Source organism: Mesonia sp. K4-1, from assembly GCF_008017825.1.
Lineage (GTDB): Bacteria > Bacteroidota > Bacteroidia > Flavobacteriales > Flavobacteriaceae > Mesonia.
Genome location: NZ_VRLS01000086.1, coordinates 38,327 through 58,230, shown reverse-complemented (window position 1 = coordinate 58,230; position 19,904 = coordinate 38,327). Strand labels below are relative to the sequence as shown.

The 19,904-nt window shown below is 32.8% G+C and carries 17 protein-coding genes; all 17 read right to left on the bottom strand.

Annotated features, from left to right (window positions below):
- Positions 1–14: 14 nt before the first annotated feature.
- The 17 genes from FT986_RS12535 to FT986_RS12455 all read right to left on the bottom strand — a co-directional run bounded on the left by FT986_RS12535 (position 15) and on the right by FT986_RS12455 (position 19,867).
- A complete protein-coding gene (locus tag FT986_RS12535; RefSeq protein ID WP_147865351.1) occupies positions 15–1,409 on the bottom strand; it encodes an asparagine synthase-related protein in 1,395 nt (464 codons plus the stop codon).
- Between the two features lie 89 nt (positions 1,410–1,498).
- A complete protein-coding gene (locus FT986_RS12530) occupies positions 1,499–2,689 on the bottom strand; it encodes a glycosyltransferase family 4 protein (protein WP_147865350.1) in 1,191 nt (396 codons plus the stop codon).
- Positions 2,689–3,705, bottom strand: coding sequence for a GDP-mannose 4,6-dehydratase (locus tag FT986_RS12525; RefSeq protein WP_147865349.1), 1,017 nt, complete (start codon positions 3,703–3,705; stop codon positions 2,689–2,691). The genes FT986_RS12530 and FT986_RS12525 overlap by 1 nt, the downstream gene beginning before the upstream one ends.
- Before the next feature lie 30 nt (positions 3,706–3,735).
- Positions 3,736–4,764, bottom strand: a complete 1,029-nt coding sequence (locus FT986_RS12520; protein ID WP_147865348.1) for a glycosyltransferase family 4 protein — start codon at positions 4,762–4,764, stop codon at positions 3,736–3,738.
- A complete protein-coding gene (locus FT986_RS12515) occupies positions 4,761–5,894 on the bottom strand; it encodes a hypothetical protein (RefSeq protein WP_147865347.1) in 1,134 nt (377 codons plus the stop codon). Before FT986_RS12515 ends, FT986_RS12520 begins: the two co-directional genes overlap by 4 nt.
- A complete protein-coding gene (locus tag FT986_RS12510) occupies positions 5,895–7,040 on the bottom strand; it encodes a glycosyltransferase family 4 protein (RefSeq protein WP_147865346.1) in 1,146 nt (381 codons plus the stop codon). It abuts the gene before it with no gap.
- The gene (locus FT986_RS12505; RefSeq protein WP_147865345.1) at positions 7,040–7,858 is read right to left on the bottom strand and encodes a sulfotransferase family 2 domain-containing protein; all 819 of its coding nucleotides are present in this window, start codon (positions 7,856–7,858) and stop codon (positions 7,040–7,042) included. The genes FT986_RS12510 and FT986_RS12505 overlap by 1 nt, the downstream gene beginning before the upstream one ends.
- A gap of 1 nt (position 7,859) precedes the next feature.
- On the bottom strand, positions 7,860–8,876 hold the full coding sequence (locus FT986_RS12500) for an acyltransferase (RefSeq protein ID WP_147865344.1): 1,017 nt from the start codon (positions 8,874–8,876) through the stop codon (positions 7,860–7,862).
- Between the two features lie 584 nt (positions 8,877–9,460).
- Entirely contained in the window at positions 9,461–10,423 is a 963-nt protein-coding gene (locus tag FT986_RS12495; protein WP_147865343.1) for a glycosyltransferase family 2 protein, read from the bottom strand.
- A gap of 11 nt (positions 10,424–10,434) precedes the next feature.
- Positions 10,435–11,358 (bottom strand): glycosyltransferase family 2 protein, encoded by a 924-nt coding sequence (locus FT986_RS12490; protein ID WP_147865342.1) that lies wholly within the window; start codon positions 11,356–11,358, stop codon positions 10,435–10,437.
- Entirely contained in the window at positions 11,358–12,041 is a 684-nt protein-coding gene (locus FT986_RS12485) for a sulfotransferase family 2 domain-containing protein (protein WP_147865341.1), read from the bottom strand. The genes FT986_RS12490 and FT986_RS12485 overlap by 1 nt, the downstream gene beginning before the upstream one ends.
- A 3-nt stretch (positions 12,042–12,044) precedes the next feature.
- On the bottom strand, positions 12,045–13,319 hold the full coding sequence (locus tag FT986_RS12480; protein ID WP_147865340.1) for an ABC transporter ATP-binding protein: 1,275 nt from the start codon (positions 13,317–13,319) through the stop codon (positions 12,045–12,047).
- A 164-nt stretch (positions 13,320–13,483) separates the two neighbouring features.
- Positions 13,484–14,338 carry an ABC transporter permease gene (locus tag FT986_RS12475; protein ID WP_147865339.1) on the bottom strand — a complete coding sequence of 285 codons (855 nt, stop codon included), beginning with the start codon at positions 14,336–14,338 and terminating at the stop codon, positions 13,484–13,486.
- Positions 14,339–14,349: 11 nt separating this feature from the next.
- A complete protein-coding gene (locus FT986_RS12470) occupies positions 14,350–15,327 on the bottom strand; it encodes an SDR family oxidoreductase (RefSeq protein ID WP_147865338.1) in 978 nt (325 codons plus the stop codon).
- A complete protein-coding gene (locus FT986_RS12465) occupies positions 15,327–16,613 on the bottom strand; it encodes a nucleotide sugar dehydrogenase (protein ID WP_147865337.1) in 1,287 nt (428 codons plus the stop codon). The genes FT986_RS12470 and FT986_RS12465 overlap by 1 nt, the downstream gene beginning before the upstream one ends.
- Entirely contained in the window at positions 16,614–19,076 is a 2,463-nt protein-coding gene (locus FT986_RS12460; protein ID WP_147865336.1) for a tyrosine-protein kinase, read from the bottom strand. It abuts the gene before it with no gap.
- Complete coding sequence (locus tag FT986_RS12455; protein ID WP_111541478.1) at positions 19,076–19,867, bottom strand: polysaccharide biosynthesis/export family protein; 792 nt, start codon at positions 19,865–19,867, stop codon at positions 19,076–19,078. The genes FT986_RS12460 and FT986_RS12455 overlap by 1 nt, the downstream gene beginning before the upstream one ends.
- Between the last annotated feature and the right edge of the window lie 37 nt (positions 19,868–19,904).

The window sequence follows — 19,904 nt, the reverse complement described above, 5'->3', positions numbered from 1 at the left end:
AAATAAAAGAATTATTAAATATTTAGATTTTTTTGTTGATACCAAATGCTAAAAGTAAGTAACATGCTTATAGGATGAGAATAGTTAACCGAATCTTTTTCTTGAAATTTTTTATAGAAATTTTTCGTTATTTTTTCTGGAATGAAATCTTGTAAATCATTTTCAAATAAATAATTTTGAAGTTGTTTTTCATTTTCTTTACCTAAAAACTGAAGTTCCCAATTGCGCTGTATAAATTTTTTCTGCTGAACCTTATTTACCCCAGCTTTCAGTTTCCTACTTACTTTAAAAGGTAAATTATAAGGCATTTTGTTATATTGGTAATTATTTAAATTGAAGGGTCGCTGATCTTCCCATGTAATTTTAGCTACTGCCGGATTTCTTTTTTGAATATAGGCAATTTGAAGTCTACGATCTGCTAAATATTTTTCAGGTACTTTACAGATAAACTCGCACATACGGTTATCATAATAAGGAACGCTAATTGGGTGCGCCTTTTCAAAAATAGAAAGATTTACCGAAGTCCAGCGAGGTGCCCAAAATTGAGACTTAAAGGCGCGCATTTTTGCTCCTATGTGGTCAATATCTATTTGATTTAATAACTCTTGAATTCTACTTTCTAAATAACTTTTAAAATTACCTTCTAAACCCCAACTGTTCCACAGCGCCTTAGCAAACTCTAATCCTCCTTTCTTCACTACTTTTTTAACCACCAGTGGCACCAAATCTTCTTCCGTATAATTTTCTGAAGCCCCTTTATCAAAGAGTACATCTCCCCAATGGCCCAAACAAAACACACCTTTCATTTTATTAAATTCTGGCAAAACTGCCATTTGACGCGGATGAGTAAACTCAGAATAGCAGCCGTTGATTTCAGCTAAGTCTTCAATGACATCCCATAAATAACCTTTAGGAATAAAAAACTCTTGAAACTTAAAATTACACGCTTTGGCTATTTTCTTAGCTATACCGCTTTCTGAATAGCCACCTGAAAAAGAATAACTATAAGAAGTGACTTCTTTCCCTAAATGTCTTAAAGCTACTGCTTGTGACCTGCTGTCTAATCCGCCAGAAATGGGTAAAATCGCTTGTTGATTTCCAATCTGCTCTGCTATAATAGTTTCAAAAAGATGCGTAAATTCCTCTAAAGCATCATTAAATTTCAAGTTACGGTCTGGCTGGTAATGCCAATTAAAATAAGGTGCAGATGAAATTAGTTTTCCCGTATCGCTTAATTGATGGAAACTGGCAGGATTTAATACTTTTTGATTCTTCCAATAAGTATCTTTTTCCCAAAAAAAACCCGTTGCAGCGAATAAACAGATCGCTTTAAAGTCAATCTCTTTAGCTTGATTATTTTTAACCAAATAAGACTGAACTGGGATGATTGGAGTAGTTATTTTTTTCACAACACTAGACATTACAAAATAAATATATAAAATTTTAGACTAAACTGGGCTTGGTATAGAGGAAAGCCAATCTATTCTATTGACTATCACTATCGATAATTAAATTGTACCACCTCCTTATATAAATTCAGCATCTTCAAAATCATATGTTGTTCGTTAAATTGGTTTTCTACTTTGGCTCTTGCTGCAAGTTCTATTTCTTCAACAATAGCTGCATCAAGATATATAAAATTCTTTATGGCACTAGCTAAGGCAACTTTATCACGGGTAGGACAAATAAAACCTTCTTGACCATCTGTAATCAATTCTTTCATTCCTCCACAGTTGGTACTAATTACGGGTATGCCTAAGGCCATGGCTTCTACAGCTACATTAGCAATTCCTTCTTCCAAACTGGGTAATAAAAATAAAGAAGCATTTTTTATCCTATTAAAAACTTCTTCCTGCTCTAATTTCGGAGTAAGTTTTACTTTATTTTGTAGATTAAATTCCTGAATTAAATAAGTGAGTTCTTCATCTCCTAAAGCGCCTACAATGATATATTCAAAATCCAATTGTTCTTCTGCTAGAATTTTCATGGCCTCAAGCGCATAAGGGTATCCTTTTATCCAATGTGGCCTTCCTACGGAGATAATTCTAAGTTTACCTACTTTCTTAGATGATTGTACCCAAGGAAATTTAGAAAAATCTAATCCCGTATATACTACTTGATTGATATGAGATCTAGGGACCTCTATTTTTTTTCCTTTTTTAGAAATTGCTTTGGATACTGAATGGATTCCACTAAGCTTGGGATACCATTGTTGAAGGTAATTTTTATTATCAAGGTTTATAAACGGACGTACATTGGTATGAAAACCACGCTGACTTAGAATTATAGGATAAGTTTTATGCATTAAATAAGGTTCTAACCACGGTAAAACAGAATTCCATTGGGCGTGAATGACATCAGGGTTTATTTTTTTTAACTGAAGTTGCAAGTTTTGTTCTTGAAGCTTTCTTCTTCTCCCTGATAAAATCCGTGTCAACGTATTTAAAATTATTGAAATATTAAGCGTTTTTAATGCAAGCTGAATGCTTGTAAGAATAAGTTTTAACTTTGAACTGTTATCACCTAAAGAAATATACTTGACGTGAGGTATGGGGTCTTTTAATTTTTCATTAAAACCCAAGACATAGACTTGATGTTCTTTTTGTAACCCCAAAACCAGCCTTCTGATAAACGCAGTGGTTTGGAAGGTTCCATCAAAAATAACAATATGGAGTTTGCTTTTACACATTATAATTTATAATAGGTGGTATACCAAGCTACAAACTTTTCAATTCCTTTTTCTACAGAAGTGGTAGCTTGGTAATTAAAGTCTTTTTGTAGTTTAGTCGTATCTGCCCAAGTGGTCAATACATCACCGGGTTGCATAGGAAGCATTTCTTTTCTTGCTTTCTTTTGCGTTGTCTTTTCTATAGCTTCGATAAAATTCTTTAAAGCTACTGGTTTAGAGTTCCCCATATTATAAATACCATAACGTGCAGAATTAGGCATATCGTGTTGTATGGTTTTGACAACTCCTTCAATAATATCATCTATATAAGTAAAATCACGAGACAGGTTTCCTCTATTAAATACTTTGATAGGTCGGTTATTTAAGATCGCATCAGTAAATAAAAAGATAGCCATATCAGGTCTTCCCCAAGGTCCATACACCGTGAAAAAACGTAAGCCAATGCACTGAATACCATATAAATGACTGTAAGTGTGCGCTAACAATTCATTAGCTTTTTTAGTAGCTGCATACACACTAATAGGCTCGTTCACGTTATCGGTTTCTGCAAATGGCACCTTATCGTTATTACCATAAACACTAGAGCTACTGGCAAACACCAACTTTTTTACTTGATGATGGCGCATACATTCCAACACATTTAAAAAGCCGCTAATGTTGGAATCTGCATAAACCTCTGGATTTTCAATACTATACCGCACTCCAGCTTGTGCAGCTAAATTACAAACCTGATCAAATTGATATTTTTGAAACAGCTTAGGTAAATGGACACGATCTTCTAGTTTTAATTGAATAAACTCAAAGTTAGAATACTTTTGAGAAAAGCAGATGTGATTATAATACGAGGCGTCTTGTTTCTCAATACCTAATTTCTGTAACCGATCAAACTTTAGACCTACATCATAATAATTGTTTAAGTTATCTAGACCTACAATTTTAAACCCCAAATTTATGAGTTGTTGACATAGATGAAAACCGATAAAACCAGCAGCACCTGTAACGAGAATTTTTTTCATAGAACACTAACTATTAACTTCTATTTTTTATTAAGTTATTTTTTTATAAAAAGAAATTATATCTGCAGCAATATTTTTCCAATCATATTTTAGCGCTTGCAATCTTGCCTCTTTAGATAATAGGTTACATCTGTCAGAATCTTCCAGTAATTCCAAAGCTAATTGAATGAATTCATCTTTATCTGACAACAAAAAACCACCTCCACTATTAAGGTAAGCTTGATTTCCTCCTACGCTTGATGTCAAAACAGGTAAACCACAAGCCAAAGCTTCTAAAATAGAATTACAAGCAGTACTATCCAATAGGGGGAGATATAAAAAAGTAGCCTTTTGGTAAAATGTTTTAAGTTGATTATCGCTAATCCCAGAATGAATATTTATTCGGTTAGAGTTTGGAAGCTTAATTTTTTCTTTATATTCCTTTTTTAAAATAATATCAATGGAAGCATTCTTATCTTTTGCTAATATGATCGGTAATGTTGTATTCAACATTTCAAAATCTCTCAAATGCTGTCCTACAAACAGCATATTTTTAGAATGCTTTTCCTTATTCGAAGGATGAAAGAATCTTGTATCAACACCATGGGGAATGTAACTAACGTGCTCTAGGTCTAACCAATTTCTAAGAAAATCCACTTGATTTTGTCCTACACATATAACTCCATCTAGTTTTTTTAGATAACTTGTTTCTTTTATAATCTTTCTTAAAACTTCTGGAGGCTTATGAAAAGTAGCACAAAATTTTAGTTGTTTATTTTCTTTTTTATATTTTAATAAGTACCTAATATCTCGTTCTCCATTTAGGTAGTGAACAATTGTTTTTTCTTTTCTAGAAGATTTTTTTAAATGAAAAAATAGCTCCAATTCTTTTTGAACACTTTGTGAATCATAGAGACCAGCTTTAGTAGTACTCATTTCTCCTAGCCATTTTGCAAAACGATACGGAAGTTTAGTTTCTCCATGGATTACATCAGATTGCTCTAAAAAATTAATAAGACGAGCATAACCTGAATAACCTGCGTGGTGTTGTGACCGATGATGTACAATAATTTTTTTCAAATTTCTAATAATTTTGAATCGCTCATAATCTTCAATACTCGTTTTATATTTTTTTCTGGAGAAATATAGTTCTCAAAATAAGATTTTGCATTTTTAGAAAGTAGCGACCCTAATTCTTGATCAACTAAAACTAATTTGATATTAGCTATTAACCCTTCATCTGAATGAAAATATAATACATGTTTTTTATTTTCTAAAGGTACAGGTAATTCTGTGGTTAAAGGCTCTGCTATAATTATTTTTCCTTGAGACAAATATTCAGGCATTTTCCAAGCTGGAGAATTAGCTAAACCTCTAGTATATATAACAATTTTAGCAGATTTTAATACATCTAAATAACTTTCAGGATCACTAGGCACATTAGAAATAGCATCTTTAAATTTATCTAAAAAAAACTCTGACTTTATAAAACCGCCTTTAAATTTATCAGGAAATTCTTTCCTGAGTAATTTAATAATATGGTAACGTTGTTGATGAATCTCTACTACATCCTGCTGATTCTCTTTAAAACAACGAGTTTGAAATAAAATAATATCTTTATTAGCTGGTTCAAATGACTTGAATCTCGATAAATTTCGTGTTGTTTTGATAAAATTCCAATGTTTTTTTTGACTCCTATAGGTTTTCAACCAACGCTGAAACAAAAAACGATCTAATTTAGTTTGCATTTTTAAGTTACTTCCTAAAATCCCCAACAAAAAGGAAAGCCAAGTATTTTGATGCTTTGATCGCACACCAAAACACAATCCTAATGGAAAAATCTTAGATTGCAGAGCCTTTGGTAATTTATCTACAAACTTACTATCATAACTACGTTTAAACACATAATCGCAGGTCTCTAATGCATGTTTAGAAAATTGATCTGCAAAATCATATAAATCTGTAGCAAAAAGAAGCTCTTTCTTTGATTGTAAATCTATAAACTTATAAAAAGAAGTTTTAGGGTGTGGTTTACTATTAGTTTGAAGAATACCTTGCTCTACAAAATATCTCCCTAATCTTTTGTCCGTATTTAGTTCAACATGTACCTCTATGAAACCTTTTGCTTCAAGTTCATACAAACCTGTTTGAATATAAGAAGAATGGTTCAACTCTTGAGGTGTATAAATAATAATTTTATATTTAGCCAATTACCCTATCTGTTTTATAGCGTCTTGTACAGTTGATTTTAAAACTTCATAAGTTTTATCCATACTATAATTCTCAACTATTTTTTTTCTTGCAGCTTTAGAAAAGCCTTCCGCTTTAGAAATATCTTGAAAATAATTGGAAACTGTATTTGCATAGTTTTTTAACGTACACAGCATACCATTCTTAGCGTGATCTATAATTTCTTCTGGACCTCCTGACCCCTCCATTGCAACTACAGGGGTACCACACGCCATTGCTTCTACCATGACCATACCAAATGATTCATGAGTACTTGGTAATAATAACAAATGAGCGCTTTGAAAATAATCAGGTAATTCATCGTGTTCTTTATGGCCTAAAAAACTAATGTTTCTCTCTAAAGAATACTTTTTCACTAACTCCTTTAATTCCTGTAAATATTCTTTTGAACTCACGGGTCCTATAATATTTAAAACAACATTGGTCAATCCAGAAGACTTGATTTTTTTTACTGCTTCGATAGCTAGATGAACTTGCTTTAGCGGTGTTATTCTCCCTACATATAACAATTTTGGTGATGTGTAATCCTTATTTTTTTCTTTTAGTGAAAATTTTTCCGTATTCACGCCTAGAGGGAACACGCGTATATCTTTCCCTTTAAACATATCCATCGTTTGCATTTGTTGCCTCTGTAAGTGAGTATGGACTAAAATATGATGAGCTTTTTGGTAATATTCTAAATTTGCTGGAGTATTACTATAATGCTGCCCGCCTAACATTGGGACATAAGGTTTTTGTTGCTTGTATAACTCTTTTGATAAGTTATAGCAAAATGAACTTGCATGGGCAGACATATTAATAATAGTTACATCTGGAGCCGACTCTTTATACCATTTAAAACATGTTTTAGAGCTTTGCTTTTTCCATTTTTTATGATTACCATTCCATTGAAAGCTTACTGGATAAAATTTATAATTTACATTTTCAAAAGTATACTTATACATGCTAAATTTTGGAGTAAAGTATTCTATACTCACCTCATATGTAAACTCCTTCGCTAATTGTTCCATAGCTTTTAGATGTGGTTGACTATGATACGTAGCCACACTTTTTTCTACTACTCCAGCAGCTTTAGGAGTAAACGGATGTAAAAGTGAGATTTTCATTAATTAAATAAATTATCAAATTGTAATTTAATTTTTTTTAAAAAATCTAAATCAAAATTATTAATTACAGATGGTTTTATTGCATTATATAATTTTAAATCATATTGTAGAACTTCATTCATAAGTTCTTCATCATAAGCATAGAAGACTTTCTTATCATTAGATACATTTTTACTTTTATAGTTAGTTTTTTTCCATTTAAACTTTTCATTAAAAATAAACAAAGCCTCATTAAATTTAAGCATATCGAAAAAAATTATATTTTCACCATTCGCCAAAGCCCTATTAAATATAAGTGGAGTTATTTTTATTTTATCTTGAAGAAAAAAATCATATGGTCCTGCTAACTGTCTAGTTAATAAATTATCTAAACCGTGCTCTATCAACAACTCTAAATACGCATTAAATTCAAAGTTTCTTGATTTTAAATCTTCATAAAGGTATCGACCATTTTTATGATGCTCTTTAAAATCTGAAATTATTCTTTCACGAGGATCTCTTAAAAAAGAAATATAGTTTATTTTTTCTTGTATAACATCATGAAAACCATAACCAACATGCCCCCCTATAAAATCTAATTTTTCTGTAACAGATGATTTCTCTAGAATAAGTTTCTTTATAACTTCTAAAGTTTTTGGTGCTGTTTTATAACCACCAGGAAGACGAATTGCTGATTTTTTGTTCTTCTCAAAACTACTACTTAAATACTCATAGGGTTTAGATTCCACCTTTGGTTTTAAATATAAATCATGATTGTTTTTTACAATTTCATAAAAACTTGTACCTGCTGTTTTAGGTATGTGAATAAAAAAAATCATTTTAATCAAGGTGTTTTTTAAGCTTTTTTCTATAGTTTTCTATTGGGTAATCAATAAAATGTATTATTAGAGCAGTAAACAACCCTAGAAATACAAAATAAACTATTAATGCATTAAAGCTTAATTTAAAACTTCCTTCAATTACACCTATCCCTATAAAATAGCTATAAATTAAAGCTACCAAATAGTGACATATATAAAACGGATAAGAATATAAACCTACATAATTATCTATTTTCCTTAATCTATTTGAAGTTTTCACTTTATACAAAGTATTAATTAAGAAAAAAGATATAATTAAATTCATATAAATACTAATATCCTTTATAAGATAATATTGAATTTCTTTATTATAAATTCCATTTAAATAAAAAGCGGTAAGCATAAGTAATACGGTAATGCTTTTACTTTTTAATATAATTGGCAACTTTTCTTTATACCAATACAAAACAGCGCCAATCGAAAACGCTAATGAAGCTGCAGGTATTGCCCCATAACGAAAGGTATCTAAGTCATAAAATAAATAAGTATAGATAAAATACAGAACACTTATTAAAAACCATATAACACTACGCGTTTTAGTTCTAGAAATCCCTAGAGAAATAAGAAGATAGTAAACTAGCTCATTTGAGATTGCCCAAGATGGAGGTATAATTCTTGGATGAATACGCGAAGGTACTATATTTGCATATACCATCGTTAAGTTACTGCCCCACTCAATTAATGAACTCGGGAGATACATATGAGGGTGTTTTGTAAGCCCCGATGACATCATAAGAACCCCTACTGTACATAGTAAAACGACCCAATAAAGAGGGTATAATCTTAAAATACGATTTAACCAAAACACAAAAAAACCTTTCACCGTAAAACCATATTTCTCATTTACAACCAAGGTCATTAAAAAACCAGATAACATAAAGAAAAATGTTACTGAAAAGTTCCCTAATGCTGGCACATTAAATATATGGAGCAAAATGACATTAACTGCTAAAATAGTCCTTAAAATCCCAAACATTAACTATTTTTTTAATACGATTGAATAAAAGTTGTATTTTTAGTTTCTTATTTCTCCTTCTTCTCTTAACTTCATAACCATCAAAAAAATTAACGAAATTACGCCATATTTTTTGAGCACTTGTATGTAATTGATAATGCCTTCCATTAAACGAAACATAAAAAAGTTGTTAATCATCTTTATAACAAACTTCTGAATACTTCATAGTTCGTTTCCAATTAACAAAATGAAGATACATTGTTTTATTACACATATTAAAATTGTTGATTTTTATTTTATCCAGGCCCAATGTTTATGCTATGCTATCCCTTTTCCAGAGTTATTAACCATAATTAATATTCTGTTAAAATTGTAAATTTTCTTCATAAAACATATTATCTCTCAAATAATTAGAAGTAATTTTTTATCGCCATTAGATAATTTTGAAACCAAGAATAACAGATAATTATGAAATAAAAATCATCATATCTGATTTAAAATAAACTCTATCTAAATAATTTCGGTAATTATATATAAGTATTTCTTTACTATCCTTACTGATGTGAAATACTATTGAGATATTAGTGATAACATTTGCAATAAACTTATAATATTTTTTTGTAAGTATTAAATTGCTCCTTTGCTTTCAATTTTTTATAAAAAAAATAAAACCTACCACTAAACTGTTTACTTATAATACCCATATAAAAATATATAAACCTTATAGGGAAATTTTTGATCAATTCAATGTGAAATTGTCTGGGTAAGCTTATTTTCTGAGCATTTAGATAACTTTGTACGCATTGTAAAAGAGAATATCGATTAAATTTATTTGATTTGGCTATTTCCTTAATATCTAAATAATTGTACCAGTTTGATTCAAAAATTTTATTTTGATGAACTTCATCATTTAAATTTCTTTCACCTTGTATTGAATTAGTCGTAAATCGACGTAAAGTAAGAAATTCCTTTACGTAATAAAAAGAGGTAGTTTTTAATAAGAGTTTACAGTTGTAATTATACTCTTGTCCTGCTTTCATATGTTCATTAAAATGTATATCATCTACGATATGTTTTTTGACAAATAAATCAGGAGTCAGCCAACGAACATAATCAATTGAAAATTTTAAAAAATCAACATCCTCACTTTCAAATTCGTAATTAAAAAAGCTATTATTAGGGTGGTTAAAGTATTTTGTTCTACTGATTACAAAATCCACTTTATTCCTTTGTAGAGCTTTAAGTTTGATATCAATTTTTTTCGGCAACATTAAATCATCCGAATCAAACCATTGAATATACTCTCCCTTACTCAATTTAAACCCATAATTACGTGCTCCGTTGCCTCCTGGCAAATGTACTTCTGGGCGATGGTAGTATTGGATACGTGGATCTTTTTCACAATAGGTTTTCATGAATTGAGCGGTATGGTCTGTACTTCCATCATCCACTACGATACACTCCCAATTTTGATAGTTTTGAGCGATAATTGAATCTAGTGTTTCACCTATTAAATGAGCTCTATTATAGGTAGGAATAATTATAGAAACTAAAGGCTGTTTTTGCATATTTAAAATTCTTAGCTATCAAGGTACCAAGTTCCTTTTTTTCTATTAAATTCAATGGATTGTCTCATTTCCTCTTTTATACTCTTTAAAAATTTTAGTACCAATCTGTGCCATTTTGCATTCTTAAACTTAAATAAAAAAAATTGTTTCCACATATTATTTCTACAATTAGCAAGTAATTCATCGTACTTTTCAAAATCATTTAAATTGATATTTGCATATTTGACCTTTAAATTTTTCTCTTTATTTTTAAAATATGCTTTACTTCCTTTACTTAATTTATTTTCTTTTCTATCTTCCCGATCGTGAACCATAAATGCATTTGGCACTACACCTATTTTTAAGTTATGATAACGTACACGTTGACAATAATTATCATCTTCACCATAGTGAAAAAAGATAGGATCAAAACCTCCTACGTTAAGTAAGGTGTTCTTAGGTAGTAACCAACCAGCAGCATTAACAAATGGTACAGAATAAATTTCTTTCTTATTGTTATCCAAAACAAAGTCTGAATAGAAATCTGAATTATATTTAAATCCTACATAATTAGAAAATCGGGCATCCAACTTGGTTTGAGATGCATTGGTGTGAATAGGACTTAAAATCCCATATTCTGGATATTGCTGATGAATATTAATTAATTTTTGAATGGTATCTTCTTCTAAATAAGCATCTTGATTGAGCAAATACACATAATCGGCATTTTGCTGTAAGGCATAACTTATGCCTCTATTATTAGCTTGTCCGAATCCTAAATTTTGCTTTCCTTCAAAAATTATAAATTGCGGATAATTTTGATGAATAAATTGAACCGTACCATCAGTAGAATTATTATCTACAACAATAACCGAAAACTCTGTAGGAATTGAGGCCAGACATTTTGATATCCATTTCATTCCATTATACGTAACGATAATGATGCTTGTTTTCATTAAAAATAATTTTTTATTTTTTGAAAACCTTTTTTGTAATCCTCAAAATGATAGTTTAGTAGGGATAAATCTTTATGGTATTTTTCTTCTACCCACCTTTTCTTCCTGCCGGTATAAAAAAAAGAATAATGTGAAAATCTTTTTTTATTTTTTTTTGAATGCTGAGTGAAAGGTTTTCTAAATTCAAGTTCTTGATTTAATAACTTCAAATCATGTTGCAAATTTTCAAAATGTCCTAAAAAGTTAATTTTAAATTCTCCTTCTGTGTAGAAAAAATCAGTTTGCGGTAAGACATGATCTCCTCTATATTCTTTATTTTCCTGATTATTTAAAACATGATTAAATGATCCCTTCGCAAAAATATAATCTTTAAAACTGCCTGTTATTTTTCGATCTTTTTGTATCCATAAATAATCAGAATATGAACGATCATATGGGTTTCTTACAAAGGTAAATTTAAAGTAAGTTTTAAAAACTTCTTCTGAAATAAGTTCTGTTTCTAGTAATTGTTGACTTGTAGCATGCTGTAAATGCAATTTACGTTTAGGGCACCATCCATACAATAAATCATAATTAGGAGTTTTCCAGTCTAATTTAGGAGCATTAAAATAATAATCTCTAATGCTAGAACCCGCACATTTAGGAATATGGATAAAAATCATTTTTTGTTGATGTGATATCATTTTCTAATTTATAATCCATTCGTAATCCATCGAAAATATTCCTTTATTTTTTATACTAGGTAATTTACCTGTATTGTAGAAATCACCGTTATCAATCTCTATATTATCCCAATTTTCATTTTCAAAAAGTATGCTTCTATTATTTAAATCTAGTAATTGAATCCCTACACTATAGGAACCAGCAGAAATTTGATTTTTTAAGATTTTACAATCAAAAATTTTAGTTGCATTACTTTCTAAAATTGTAGTCTTATTTACATGAAAGGTATTAAATGTTGTAATAAGCTTTTCTTTTTCATTGAAGATTTGAAAACGTATATTGAGGTGAAAGTCTTGTCGGGAGATATTTTTTAACTTCAAGAAAATTTCAAAACCTTTTCCCAACAGAAGACCTGAAGATTTGTTATTTAAAAAGTCTTTAATTTTATATTCTAATATAGAAATTCCATTAACTTTAAATGGTAACTCTATATTATTTTCAGTTTTTGATTTATCTAGATAAAAACTAATCGCTTTATCTACTTCTCCTTCAAAAACAGAAGTACCATTCTCCAAAACTAAACAGCGTGTACACAATTGCTGTATCGATTCCATATTATGACTGACAAACAATACCGTTCTTCCCTGGCCTTGGGAAATGTCTTGCATTTTCCCGATTGCCTTTTTTTGAAATTCCGCATCTCCTACGGCTAAGACCTCATCGATCACTAAAATTTCAGGTTCTAAATGGGCAGCGACGGCAAAAGCCAAACGTACCCGCATGCCACTACTATAACGTTTTACAGGAGTATCAATATACATTTCACATCCTGAAAAACTAATAATTTCTTCTAGTTTTTCATTCACTTCGGCTTTGGTCATTCCTAAAATAGCTCCGTTTAAGAACACATTTTCTCTACCGGTGAGTTCGGGGTGAAAACCTGTACCTACTTCTAGAAGAGAAGCGATGCGTCCTCTGGTTTTTATAGAACCAGTCGTTGGGCCGGTGACTCTAGAGAGTATTTTTAGTAAAGTTGATTTTCCAGCCCCATTTTTGCCGATAATCCCTAAAACTTCTCCGCGTTTTACTTCAAAGCTAATGTCTTTAATCGCCCAAACATAATCTTCGGTAGCTTTTTGACTACGATCATTGACTGCTCCAACCTTCGTATAAGGATCTTCTTTTCCACGAAGCTGATGCCACCAACGGTTAAGGTCATGGCTTAAGGTACCCGTCCCTACCGTTCCCAGTCGGTATTGCTTACTAATATTTTCTGCTTTAAGAATTACATCACTCATAGTAACTTTATCAACTAATCTTTTTTAATTCTGCTTTTTTCTTAAACCTTACGTCCTAGTTTCCATTTCTAAATGCTAACCTTTAATTGTTAACTGTTTACCGTTAACTGTTAACTATCAACTGCTAACCGCTTAGGGCTAAGAGCTAACCGCTAACTACTAACTTAAACCGTATCAATAAAATTCTTTTCTGTTTTGTTAAATATAATTAATCCTACCAAAAACAAAACGATTGAAAAAACTAATGCGTATATAAATCCGCCCCAAGTAAACATTCCATAGTCAAGCGTCATAAAACGAAAGCCTTCAATCAATTGCGTAATGGGATTGTATTGAAATGCCCAGCTTAATTCAGGTACTTTTTTGATAGCTTCTGCTAAGGAAAAAGGAACTGCCGATACATACATGAGTAATGAAGTCGCAAAGCCTACCAACACGGTTAAATCTCGGTATTTGGTCGTAAAGGCTGAAATACACATTCCTAAGCCTAAGCCCATCAACGCCATCATCAATACATATACAGGAAATAGCAGCAGGTAGAGATTCGGACTTATATCTTTCCCGATCAACACATAATATAAGTAAAAGCCTATAAAAATAGACAATTGAATTCCAAATTTTAATAAATTGGAGATGGTTACTGAAAGTGGCATAATGGCTCTTGGGAAATAGACTTTTCCAAAAATTCCTGCATTCCCGCGAAAGGTATTGGATGTTCCCGTAAGGCATTCCCTAAAATAGTTCCAAGCAGTAATTCCCGCTAGGTTAAACAAAAAAGAAGGAATCACACCCGATTTTAGCCCTGCAATGTTACTAAACACCAAGGTAAAGATCACTGAAGTAAACAAAGGCTGAATAAAAAACCAAAGCGGACCCAAAATGGTTTGCTTATATACAGTGACAATATCTCTTTTTACAAAAAGAATAAGCAAATCTCTGTACCGCCAAATTTCTTTTAGATTGAGATCAATCAGTTTTCGCTTGGGTGTAATTTCATATAACCACTCTTCCTGTTTCACACTCTATGGATTTAAAAATTAGACCAAGTCACTTGTAATCCGTTATGAACGCTATATTGGGGCTCATAACCTAATTTGTCTTTTCCTTTTTGAATATTCGCCAAACTATCACGCACATCGCCTTGACGTGAGGGTCCGTATTCTGCTTTTAAATCTGACCCTGCGGCTTCTTGTAAAGATTTCCACAGTTGGTTCAAACTAATGCGTTCTCCATAAGCTACATTATAGACTTCGTTGACAGCATCTTGAGGAGCGAACAAAGCCTTTATATTGGCTTGAACGGCGTTTTCTACAAAAGTAAAATCTCGGGTTTGCTCTCCGTCTCCATTTATCGTAGGAGCTTCCCCATCTTTTAAAGCTTGCATAAATAATGGAATTACTGCTGCATAGGCTCCATTCGGACTTTGCTTAGGGCCGAATACATTAAAGTAACGCAGACCTATAATTTCTATTCCGTAGGTTTTGGCAAATACATCGGCATACAATTCATTCACATATTTGGTTACCGCATATGGAGATAAAGGTTTTCCGATCTGTTCTTCTACTTTAGGTAAGGTTTTACTATCTCCATAAGTAGAACTAGAGGCTGCATACACCAATCGCTTTACGGAATCACTCTCTTTTTGAGCAACTAACATATTTAAAAATCCGCTCACATTCACATCATTAGAGGTGATAGGATCGTTAATCGAACGAGGAACTGACCCCAAAGCAGCTTGATGACTTACATAATCTATTCCGTTAAGGGCTTTTTTGCAAGTCTCTAAACCTCTAATGTCACCTTCCATAAATTCGAAAGCGGAGTGGTTTTCAAATTCTTCTATGTTGGCATAATAGCCATTGGACAAGTTATCTAAAACACGGACTTTCTTAGCCCCGTGTTCTAATAAATATTGTACCAAGTTAGAGCCAATAAAACCAGCTCCTCCCGTGATAAGAAATGAATAGTCTTTTAAATCTTGAGTGTGGTATGCTGTAGTATACTTCATTATAATCTTCCGTCTATGATTTCTTTAGGTAAAAAGGACTTTACATCAAAAATGACCGTTTCGGGTTTGCGCAAGGCTTGAAAGTCTAAGGCTAAAAACTCTTGATGAGAAACACACAATACAATGGTATCATAGGTGCATTGTAAATCCTTACAATCGGTGATCAATTCCAAATCAAATATAGATTTGACCTCTTCTGGATTGGCCCAAGGGTCGCATACATCGACCTCTAAATTGTATTCTTTAAGTGCATCGATGACATCAATAGCTTTGGTGTTTCTGACATCGGGACAGTTTTCTTTAAATGTAATTCCTAATACTAAGGCTTTTCCACGTTTAATTGTCGCTTCTTTCTTAACCATCAACTTAATAACTTCTTGTGCGACATAAGCACCCATCCCATCGTTCATACGCCTTCCTGCCAAAATAATCTCGGGATTATAACCTGCTTCTTGGGCGCGTTGTGCCAAATAATAAGGATCTACCCCTATACAATGACCACCCACTAATCCTGGAGTAAATTTAATAAAGTTCCATTTGGTCGCCGCCGCATCTAGTACGGCGTCGGTATCAATATCTAATAATCTAAAGATCTTACTCAACTCATTCACAAAGGCAATATTGATATCCCGCTGTGAATTTTCAATAACTTTAGCTGCTTCTGCTACTTTGATACTCGGTGCTAAATGGGTTCCGGCAGTAATGATAGAAGCGTACAACTCATCAATTTGCTGAGCCATAGCTGGAGTTGAACCCGAAGTGACTTTTAAAATTTGAGTCACCGTATGTTTCTTATCACCCGGGTTGATGCGTTCTGGGGAATAGCCCGCATAAAAGTCTTCGTTAAATTTTAATCCCGATACCGCTTCTAGAATAGGTACACATACTTCTTCGGTCACTCCAGGGTAAACCGTAGATTCGTAGATGACTACGTCTCCTTTTTTAAGGTATTTACCAATGGTTTCACTGGCTTTTTGTAAGGGAGTAAGTACCGGACGGTGATTTTTATCGGTTGGTGTTGGTACGGTAACAATATAGACTTCCGCATCAGCTAAAGAATCTGCAGTATAAGATAGTGCTAAGCCTTTACCTTCCTCTACCTTTAAAACTGATTGTAAATGTTCATCAGATACTTCTAAGGTATGATCGGTTCCCTGCTGAAGCTGAGAAACGCGATTTTGATTGATATCAAAACCGATTACTGAATATTTTTCAGCGAAAGCTACAGCTAAGGGAAGTCCAACATAACCTAAGCCTATAATGGCAATGCGTGGTTGATTTTTCATTTATTTTTTCCGTTTAAAGACCTTATTAAATAGAGATTGTTTTTTTTCTTCATCGTGGTATCCATTTCCATAATTCCCATAATTTCCATACCCATAGCCGTAACCATACCCGTAACCATAGCCATATCCGTACTTGGCTTTTTGTTGGAAATAATTAAGGACAAAACTTATGTTTTCTACCTCTCCTTTTTTATACTTCTCATTGATTACCCCCAGCATGGCATGTTTGGTATAGCCTTGACGGACCATATACAGGGAAGCATCGGCATACTTTACTAAATTTAAAGCATCAGAAACCAAACCTACAGGTGGTGAATCGAGAATGATATAATCATAGGTAGCTTGCAGCTCTTTTATGATTTCATCCATTTTATCGGTCATCAATAACTCTGAAGGATTAGGGGGTACAGGGCCCGCCGTAATGATATCCAGATGATCGTACTTAGTTTTTTGTATAACTTCTTCGCTGCTTTTTTGACCGATTAAATAATTGACTATCCCTACCTGGTTGGTGATTTCAAAATCATCAAAAATCTTAGGCTTTCTTAAGTCCAGTCCTAATAGAATGGTCTTCTTACCGCTAATCGCAAATACGGAAGCCAAATTCATAGAACAAAATGTCTTTCCTTCCCCAGATACCGAAGAAGTGATCAATACGGTTTTACATCCCGTAATTTCTTGCTGCTTATAGATAAATTGCAAACTAGCGCGTAAACCTCGAAAGCTTTCAGCAATAGCCGATTTAGGTTTATTATACACCACCAAATTACTCGATTGCCTACTCTTCCCTAACATTCCCAAAATAGGTACTGGAGATAAACGCTCTACATCTTTAGCACTGTTAATTTTATTGTCTAAAAATACGATGACAAAAACAAATACCAAAGGGATAACACTTCCCAGCAACACAGCCATTACATAATTCAACTGTGTATTCGGACCTATTTTCCCGCCTCCCACATCTTTAGCTTCATCGATCACTTGTACATCACTTACATTGGCAGCTTTGACCAAACCTGCTTCATTTCGTTTGGCTAAAAATAGATTATACGTCTGTTCGCTAATGTTATAACGTCGCTCAATTTTAAGTAAATCTTGTTGTTCTTGCGGTAAGTTAGCGACTTCTGCTTCTAAAGCAGCAATTTCTGTACGGATATTATTTAACTCAGACTTTAATAATCCTTTAGAGGAAGTGATGTTTTCTAATAAAACCGATTTGGTAGCATTAATTTTCCGATCGATATCATCAAAGGTAGGATTGTCTTCTTTTAAGCTATATTGGTATTTTTCTCGCTCTTCCGATAAGGTAATGATGCGAGCAACCCCATTGGTGAGGCTAGATTCTACTATTCCCGCAACCGAAGGCGCGGGAACACTGCTATAGTCACTGCGAGATTCTAAATAATCTTCGAGTGTGACCAAATAGTTGAGTCTGCGTTTTAAATCTCGTTCTTGAATATCAAAATCGGTTAATTTTACGCGTAAATTTTGTGCTTCAGCAGTAATATCGATAATAGCATTACTCTTTTTAAAGGTATTCATTTCATCTTCTACCCCTTTCAGCTCTTTAGAGCGCTCTTGCAAACTGCTATCGATAAATTGAATGGTCTTGGTAGCAAATAAATTTTTCCGTCTCAGCATATTATCGCTTAATACCTCTGCTGTGGCATTTAGATAATCTACCAGCTTTTCCTTGTTATTACCCGTTAAAGAAAGTGATAATACAGAGCCTCCTTTTTGTTCTGCATCTACTCGAATATTTTGATAAGTCTTTACGACATTATCAAAATTTAAAAATTGTATGTAATAAGTTTTTCCAGTAACTAATGGATTTTTAGACCGAGTTAAAGTAAAATTAGCAAAAGGCAAACGAACTGACTCCCCCACCTTAAAAGTTTTTTTAAAGGTTCCGTTTTCTAAAAACAAGGAACTCTGTTCTTTATCATGGTAACGCATCAAGGAAACCTTCCCTGGCTCTTCCCGAGTTAAACTCAGTTCATACCGAGAGGAATCGATAAGCCGAATGCCTATAAGGGTATGCAAAGCTTGAAAACGAGAAGTATCCACCTCAATAAGGAAAGGCGTCTGTCCGTAAGCATCTACTTTTTGGTATTCTCCTTGTCTTAAGTATTCTAAATAATATTGCAAACGTTCTACCACCTGTTCGTTATGGGATCGGGTATTGAGCGTAGTTACTGCTGTGCTCACCTTATCGGAAGTTCCTCCCCAATTAAAAGTAAGGCTGGTATTGGAAGTAAAAAAAGGATTTTGATCGTCTTTAATACTAATAAGAGAGCTTAAACGGTAGACCGGAAGCTTTCTTACGTTGATATAATAAGCTATTCCAAGCCCTATGAGAATACTAATGACAAAGATGTACCAATAACTAAACACTTTGAGGATAAACCCTTTAAAGTCAAAATTCCCAGTCGTACTGTCATTAATTTCAAATTCTTCTTCCATCACAATCGGTTTGAAAGTAAAATAAGGGACGTGATTAAAGCGACTACAGAGGCAACGGCCGAAAAGGTTTCCAATCCGTTTACCCCAAATCCTAAACTTTTTTGAGGTAAAGGTTTGACCATGATCAAATCATTAGGTTGTATATAATAATAAGGAGAATTAATAGCATCTAAAGCAGTTAAATCGATATGGTGTACTTTTTGTCCGCCTGGATATTGCCTTAAAACCACCACATCGGTACGGTCTCCCGTAAGTTCGATATCTCCCGCATTGGCAATGGCTTCCATAATCGTGACTTGATCCTTATAAATCACCTGACTACCAGAACCTATTTCGCCAATCGTGGTATAGCGAATTCCTGCTAATTTTACCGTTACAAATATATTGGCTTCTTCTTTAAAATAATTGGTAAGAAGTTCTTCTTCAATTTTAAGTCGAATCTCTTCTAAGGTAAATCCTAAGACATTGATTTCTCCTAAGGTAGGAACCCTTATATTCCCGTGATTATCCACAAGAAATCCGTCATAATACAAACGTTCTTCGCCAGTAGCACTTACATTATTATCATCGATAGGATTGAACATACCTACCAGCTCTTGGTCTAATGCTTTTACCCGAATACTTAAGAGATCATTCGTTTGAACGCGGTAAGGCTTTTGAATTTGTCTAATAGCCATGAGACTATCTACTTGCTGCTCACTTTCTTGTAAGTAGGTGAGTTTCTTTGTCCCTATACAAGAAGTAAAACTTCCGATAAGGATAAAAAGCAACATAAGCTTTATCAACTTCATTAAAAATGACATTTCTATACGAAGCAAATATAACTTT